Below are 7,060 nucleotides of genomic sequence, written 5' to 3' on the forward strand. Positions count from 1 at the left end.
AAACGCTCCAGGGCTTCGGCGTTCTTGATCAGCACACCCAACTGGGCGCCTCGCCCTGTCGCCGTCATGATTGACATGGGCGTAGCCAACCCCAATGCGCAAGGGCAGGCAATGATAAGAACCGCTACCGCAGACACGAGCGCATACGACAAAGCTGGCGCCGGTCCCCAGATGGCCCACGCCACAAAGGACAGGGCGGCTATGGCAATAACCGCCGGTACGAACTTGCCGGCCACCATATCGGCAAACTTCTGGATAGGCGCGCGGCTACGCTGGGCGTTGGCAACCATTTCGACAATCTGACTGAGCGTAGTATCCGCACCAACCCGGGTCGCCTCCATAACCAGGCTTCCGGTACCGTTGATGGTGGCCCCGGTGACCTTGTCTCCTTCCACCTTCTCTACCGGAACTGGCTCCCCGGAAATCATCGACTCATCAATGGAAGAGCGACCTTCAACAACCACGCCGTCAACGGGCACCTTATCACCGGGCCGAACACGCAGGTGATCACCGACCTTCACATCCTCCAGAGCGACTTCTTCCTCGGTTCCATCGGGCCGGATCAGGCGCGCCGATTTCGCGGCCATGTCCAGCAACGCACGTATGGCTTTACCTGTGCCCTCACGGGCCCTCAGCTCCATCACCTGGCCCAGCAGAACCAGCGTGACGATAACGGCTGCCGCCTCAAAATAAACGCCGACGTTTCCTTCAGAATCCCGGAAGCCTTCCGGGAAGATCCCTGGCACAAGGACCGCTACGATGCTGAAGATATAGGCTGCCCCAACTCCCATGCCGATCAGGCTGAACATATTCAGGTTCATTGTCCGAAACGAGATGTAACCGCGAGCAAAGAAGGGCCAGCCGGACCATAGGATTACAGGAGTAGCAAGCACCAGTTCAATCCAGAGTGACAAACGCTCACCGAAGAAGTCGCGAACCGCCATGACACCGATATAGGGAGTCATGGTCAAAATCAGCAAGGGCACTGAAAATGCCAGGGCAACCCAGAGCCGATGAGAAAAGTCCACCAACTCCGGGTTGGGCCCCTCATCTTCCGCGGTGGCCGATTCCTGCTCCAGTCCCATACCGCACAGAGGACATGCCCCGGGCTTTGTCTGTCGGACTTGAGGGTGCATGGGACAAGTGTAAACCACCCCCGAATACCCGGGTGGTACACGGTCATATGTTCGATCGTCGCCTGACGGTTTTTCATGATCTCCAGAACAATGGTGAGAGTGATCTGAATGAGAACTCACTTTATTGTTTTCCAGAGGCACAAGGTGCATCCCGCATTTCGGGCAATTCCCAGGCTCATCAGATATGACCTCCGGATGCATCGGGCAGGTATACTGGCCCTCCGACTCCTTCCCAGCACTATCTTTGATAGCAGAACTATTTTCTTTGGCAGACATCTTCCGATCATCCTTTCGATGGTTTCATACCATTCGAGCCTCTCAAGGTTCGACCCGGTCATAAGCAATGTAGTTGCCCTCTACTGCACCCCATTCCACTACACCCGGCTGAACTGAACCTGAAAAGCACTTCTGCGCTTTGCATTTTTTTGATCACCATCAACTTTTCGGTAAAGCCATTGCCCTGAGGTACACGTCAAACCGGACTTTCAGCTGAAATTCAGTCTTTGTCTATAATCTGGTCACTTAAGCAACATAACAGTTCGCTCGCCCCTTTTCAGAAGCTGGAGATACAAAAGATGGTCGGTCAGAGAATTATTCGCGTCGCGGTCAACGGTTATGGCGTTATCGGCAAACGGGTAGCGCAAGCCGTTGCGGTACAAAAAGACATGGCTGTGGCTGGCGTAGCTGATGTCGCGCAGGACTGGCGAGTGAGGGCCGCGCTGAGTAGAGGGTATGCCCTGTACGGCGCGACTGAAGAGCACGCCGTTGCCATGGGCGCAGCCGGGCTTGATGTTTCCGGCACACTGGATGACTTACTTGAAGCCGCGGACATCGTGGTGGACTGTACACCGAAACACCTGGCCAGCAAGAATATCGAAACCTACCGGCGGCTCGGTATCAGGTTCATCGTTCATGGCGGCGAGAAACATCAAAGCACGGGCCATTCATTCGTTGCCGAGGCCAACTACGCCAGCGCTGTCGGCCGTGACTGCACACGCGTCGTATCGTGCAACACGACGTCGATCATTCGTACCCTGTCAGCGCTCAAACGCCACGGCTTGCTGGACCGGGCACGGGGAACCCTTCTGCGCCGGGCCACCGATCCCTGGGAGAGCCACCAGGGCGGGATCATGAATACCGTCGTGCCAGAGCCGGAGATTCCCAGTCACCAGGGCCCGGACGCCCAAAGTGTCGACCCGGACCTGGATGTGGTAACCATGGCGGTCAAGGTTCCGGAGACACTGGCCCACCTGCACTACTGGTCCGTTCAACTGACACGTGAGGCGAGCAAGGACGAAGTGCTCGATGCGTTCCGCACCTCCTCCCGCATTGTTTTCCTCCGGAACAGCGACGGGCTAAGCGCGATCAACAGCGTCAAGGAGTTGATGGCCGACCTTGGCCGACCTCACGACAGCCTGTATGAAGTCGCGCTTTGGGAAGACATGCTCAAAGTGCAGGGCAATGAGCTGTTTTATGCCTATATGGTCGACAACCAGGCGATTGTTGTTCCGGAAACCATCGATGCCATACGCGCACTGACCGGGGCCGAACCCGATGCGGAAACGTCGATCAGAGACACCAACGACAGCCTGGGTATCGGCTCTTTGGGGTTATAGATATGGACGGCAACCCCGGCGACGTCGCCTGTGAACCCGAGGGCGGGGCCGTGAAGGGTGTGTTCAGGCTGTTCGGTGAGGGAGACGAACTCTATGCGGAGATGATTCGCTCGGTCCGTGCTGCCACCCAGCGTATCTTTCTTGCTTCGTATATCCTCGCGGCGGACGAGGTGGGGACTGAACTGCTTGATGAACTGATGAAGCAGTCCCGCCACGGCCTCGACGTGCGCATTCACGTTGATGCGCTGGGCTCAAGCAGCGTTCTTACCCGAAAGCACCGACGCCAGCTCAGAGCCGCCGGCATCCGTCTACAGCGCTTTCACCGCTGGAGCTGGCGGCAACCGATGCGTTACAACCGTCGCGACCATCGCAAGCTGCTGGTCATTGACGGCAAAACAGCGTATCTCGGCGGCTTCAACATTCATCGCGAAGGCTCGAGGCGCTATTACGGCCCAAAGCGTTGGCGCGACGTGCATGTGTGCTTCGAGGGGCCTCTGGCGGCGGAGGCTGACGCTCTGTTTGACGCCTTCTGGTGCGGTCACCCTGACTGGAGCCCACAGAGTCATACCATCGGTGACAGCCGGATCACTCCCAATACCACACGCGCCTGCCGCATCCAGCTGCGGTGCTCCATCAAAGACCAACTGGCCGGAGCATCCGACAAAATCTGGCTGGCGACGCCCTATTTCGTACCGGACCGGGGATTACGCAAACAACTTGCTCTCGCGGCCCGCCGGGGAGTCGATGTGCGGATCCTGACCACCGAAAAGACCGACTCGACCCCCGCACAATGGGCTGCCCGCGCCATTTACGGGGAACTGCTGGAACACGGCGTTCGCATATTCGAGTACACACCCCGGCTATTGCATTCCAAAGTACTGCTCGTTGACGATGCCTGGGGCAGCATAGGGACCGCGAACTTCGACTACAGAAGTTTGTTTATTAACTATGAACTGACGCTGATTTCCACAAACGAAGCCTTGAATGGCCAGTTAAGAAACGAGTTCGTAACTGACTTGCAGGATGCCAGTGAAATCACTGGCATCGCCTGGAAACACCGCGGCTTCATGAAAGGCGTGTATGACACGCTTGGCCTGTTGCTACGCAAGTGGCTTTGACGTGGGCCGACTTAGATCGGGGCTCAACTTGCCTGGTATGCCGAACCAGGGGCCCAGCCACCCGGTGCGGCAATGATTAAGGACGCAGCGAGTGCTTTGGTGCGAGTCGAGTCATACCGCCTTGATAATCTCCGACAGCCTATCTCTCACCTCACCCGCAATATGCTTGAGTTGCTCATTATCGATCGCTGTCATGGATAACACGGGATCAACCGCACTGACTTCAACGCCCTCCGGGGTCTCGCGCAGGATGACATTGCACGGCAACATAGCGCCTACCCGGGGTTCCACGCCAATCGCTTCCCAGGCCATGGCCGGATTGCAGGCACCGAGAATTCGGTAGGCGGGCATGTCCTTGTCCAGTTTCTTTTTCATGGTGGCCTTGACGTCTATCTCCGTCAAAACCCCGAATCCCTGATCGGCCAGGGCCTTACGGGTTCGCTCATCCACGGTCTCGAAATCCACATTCTGAATTACGCGATTCATTGTGTAAGACATATACATCTCCTTTTCTTTGGGTAAACCGAGTAAGGCCTACAGTAGCCAGCCCTTCAATATCAACACCTAACCTTTTCAGAACCCATAGCGCACCCCCAGATACAGGTTATTGTTGTCCTGAAACTGACCGAAGAAGGTTTCCTCCCGGGCGCCGAAAAACAGGTTCCCGCCGGCTTCAACAGAGAGATGATCATCAACCTGATAGCCCACCCGGGGGCGCAGGTACGCGTCCCGGTCCGAGGGCGAGTAGAACAGGAACAACGACCACTCCAGATTCTGGCTGTGTGTCAGCCATGTCAGCCGCTGGGTGAGGACGTGGCGATTCTCGTCCCGCACCGGGGCACCAGGGGGCAAGGCCCGCCGGTAGGCCTCAAACTCGCCCATGCGCTCAAGGTAGTATTGCAGGCCCAGGGTCAGGTTACGGGCAATTTCCTGCTCATAGCCGAGCAGCAGGCGCAGCTCGCTGTTGCGCACCGTGGGATCGTCGCCATCGCGGTCGGCGCGGGAATCGTAATAGCCCAGCTCGACGTTGCCGATGCCGGCCCCCACCGGCCCGCGCAGGCTGGCGCCGAGCACCGACAGCGGAGGAAACCTGGCCCGACCGCTGGCCGGCTCGGCCCCGGCCGGGCTCTTCCAGAAGCCGTCGTAGCCGTAGAGCGCGACCTCGTAGGCGCCAAGGTTACGGTACAGCCGGGCGGCCCATTCGTCGTCTTCGAACGCGTCCGCCGGGCGGTCCGCCAGTACAACCGCATTGCGCCCGGTCAGCCGCCCTTGCCCTGTGTTGAAGAAAGAGAGACGGCGGCCGTCGATGAAGCGATCCGCGTCAAACCGGGGGGTGTAGACAAGGTCAAGATTGGCCCAGCTGGAAAAAACCGAAACCTTCAGCGCGTCCGAGGGCGCCTTGAGGTACTCCACATCGCGGCCGATAAAAAACGAGACCCAGTCCTTGGGAAACAGATCGTTGATGAACACCAGGTCGCCGGTTCCCCAGGTTAGTATCTGGCGCCCCAGCTTGACATCGGTATCCGCGCTCGGCGAAAACACCAGGCTGGCCTCGCGCAGGTCGAAGGCGCCCTCACCCGATTCCAGGTCCACCGACCGATCATCGTCCAGGTCGTCATAGAGAAAATCGCCGGTAAGGCGCAGCGTTACTCCCTTGAAATACTTCTCCGCCTCGAGCTGCAACCGGGTTTCGGCGATGGAGAGATCGCGCTGGTGAGGATCATCGCCCAGCCGGGTTCCGCCGCGGGCCTCCCAGAAGCCGCGCAGACGAAATGGCAGCGCCGTCGAAGCCGGTCGGTCGGTGGTCTGTTCTGCCCCGGCCTCACCCCCGAGGCCCGCTGGCAGGGCCGGTTCCGCGGTATCACTGGCTGGCGCACCCAGCCCCTCCGGCAGCTCGGGCGCGGCCGCCCATAGCGCCCCGGGCGCTGCACCGAGAAGGATACCCGCCAGCAACATGCCCCAGAGCAGGCTTCTGGTGTTCATCCACGCCCTCCTGCCCTCAGTGCACCGGTGGTCACTGCAAGTACTCCTTTGGTGCCCGGCGCAGGTAGCGCTCCGAGAAGACGTCTTCCGGCAGGCCCAGGTCATAGTCAATGCCAGTGTAGGTCAGCTCCGTGGTGCCGCCGCTGCGCAGGTTCTCCATCCTCGCCTTGACGACCGTGGGGTAACCCTGCACCTTCTCCACCGCCAGCGCGGTGTAACGCCGGTAGAGGTTGCCACTGTCGTCGACATACTCGGCGCGAACCGGCAGGAACGACTGCTTGTGGATATAGACATCGTAGTAGGCGAACTCAACCTCCCCGGGCCGCTTGGGTGTGTTGCGCACTACGTAGTAATTGTCCGTGGTCTCGATCAGCTCATGGCTGTCGGCATCAATACTGCGCCCGGAGATATCCTCGTAAAAGAAATCCGAGCCGACGAAGCTGGTGCGTTTGTCGGAGGCGGCAATTCGCTTAACCAGATCCAGCGCCGGCAGGTACAGCCAGCGGTCGTCGTCCCGGTCCTGGTGTTTCCACACCAGCAACGTCATCTGGCTCACATCCGCCGGCCGCCGGAAATAGACATAGTACTTCTGCTCGCCACGATAGGCGCTCCCCTCAATGGCATCTGTCTCCGGGCCGTCCCGCCGCAAAATGGTAAGCTCGCGACTGCGGGTACGCCCCTGGCGGTCGGTGATGGTCATGGCGACCCTGGCGCGGCCATCACGCCCCTGGAAGTAGGAGACCATATTGGCCCGGTTGACAATGCGCTCCACCGAGGGCGCAGCGCCGGCATCCTGGGCCAGGGCAATGGGCGTGATGCCCAGCGCGATCACCACCAGGGCCAGCTTTTGGAACAGGGTAACAGGCCAGTATCTACTCATTGCACGCCTTCCTCTTGATTTTGCGGATTCGGGACGGCCCTGCGGGCACCGGGAAACAGCCATCGTTGCAGCAGGGTTACCAGTGCCGGCAGGATCAGCAGTGTGCTCAGGCCGGCGGTCAACAGAATGGCCGCGATAAATACCCCCACCGTCTGGTAGGGCACGAGCGGTGCGGCCAGCAGCGGCAGGAAACCAACGCCAAGTACGATGGCGTTGCGGGTTATCGCCCGTGCCGGCTCGCCGAACATCGGCGCCACCGAGCGACGCCAGGAGCTGGTCTCGGCCTCGGTGGCGCGGGCGCGGGCCAGGAAGTGGATGGCGTAGTCC

7 protein-coding genes are annotated in these 7,060 nt (G+C 59.6%); 2 read left to right on the forward strand and 5 right to left on the reverse strand.

Annotated features, from left to right (window positions below; genetic code table 11):
• Positions 1-1,412 (reverse strand): HAD-IC family P-type ATPase (locus B2W52_RS00005; RefSeq protein ID WP_349677052.1); only part of this gene is annotated, 1,412 nt, incomplete at its 3' end.
• Between the two features lie 299 nt (positions 1,413-1,711).
• Here B2W52_RS00005 and B2W52_RS00010 point away from each other — a divergent pair.
• Positions 1,712-2,752, forward strand: a complete 1,041-nt coding sequence (locus B2W52_RS00010; protein WP_053114010.1) for a type II glyceraldehyde-3-phosphate dehydrogenase — start codon at positions 1,712-1,714, stop codon at positions 2,750-2,752.
• Positions 2,753-2,754: 2 nt separating this feature from the next.
• On the forward strand, positions 2,755-3,870 hold the full coding sequence (locus tag B2W52_RS00015) for a phospholipase D-like domain-containing protein (protein ID WP_199451720.1): 1,116 nt from the start codon (positions 2,755-2,757) through the stop codon (positions 3,868-3,870).
• Between the two features lie 111 nt (positions 3,871-3,981).
• Here B2W52_RS00015 and B2W52_RS00020 read toward each other — a convergent pair whose 3' ends face one another.
• The 4 genes from B2W52_RS00020 to B2W52_RS00035 form a co-directional block, all read right to left on the reverse strand.
• Positions 3,982-4,368 carry a DUF302 domain-containing protein gene (locus B2W52_RS00020; protein ID WP_092033463.1) on the reverse strand — a complete coding sequence of 129 codons (387 nt, stop codon included), beginning with the start codon at positions 4,366-4,368 and terminating at the stop codon, positions 3,982-3,984.
• A 75-nt stretch (positions 4,369-4,443) separates the two neighbouring features.
• Positions 4,444-5,853 carry a hypothetical protein gene (locus B2W52_RS00025; protein WP_286800927.1) on the reverse strand — a complete coding sequence of 470 codons (1,410 nt, stop codon included), beginning with the start codon at positions 5,851-5,853 and terminating at the stop codon, positions 4,444-4,446.
• A 31-nt stretch (positions 5,854-5,884) separates the two neighbouring features.
• Positions 5,885-6,733, reverse strand: a complete 849-nt coding sequence (locus B2W52_RS00030) for an outer membrane lipoprotein-sorting protein (RefSeq protein ID WP_286800928.1) — start codon at positions 6,731-6,733, stop codon at positions 5,885-5,887.
• Positions 6,730-7,060, reverse strand: a 331-nt coding sequence (locus B2W52_RS00035) for an MMPL family transporter (RefSeq protein ID WP_286800929.1), incomplete at its 5' end; no start/stop codon positions are given. The genes B2W52_RS00030 and B2W52_RS00035, both read right to left, overlap by 4 nt.

Origin of the sequence: Marinobacter sp. UBA2498 (assembly GCF_002341575.1) — a bacterium.
Lineage (GTDB): Bacteria > Pseudomonadota > Gammaproteobacteria > Pseudomonadales > Oleiphilaceae > Marinobacter > Marinobacter manganoxydans.

What these genes read in the sequence shown, in the direction of transcription:
- B2W52_RS00010 (WP_053114010.1), top strand. Translation starts at nt 1,712, where the DNA reads ATGGTCGGTCAGAGAATTATTCGCGTCGCGGTCAACGGTTATGGCGTT.
- B2W52_RS00015 (WP_199451720.1), top strand. Translation starts at nt 2,755, where the DNA reads ATGGACGGCAACCCCGGCGACGTCGCCTGTGAACCCGAGGGCGGGGCC.
- B2W52_RS00020 (WP_092033463.1), bottom strand. Translation starts at nt 4,368, where the DNA reads ATGTCTTACACAATGAATCGCGTAATTCAGAATGTGGATTTCGAGACC.
- B2W52_RS00025 (WP_286800927.1), bottom strand. Translation starts at nt 5,853, where the DNA reads ATGAACACCAGAAGCCTGCTCTGGGGCATGTTGCTGGCGGGTATCCTT.
- B2W52_RS00030 (WP_286800928.1), bottom strand. Translation starts at nt 6,733, where the DNA reads ATGAGTAGATACTGGCCTGTTACCCTGTTCCAAAAGCTGGCCCTGGTG.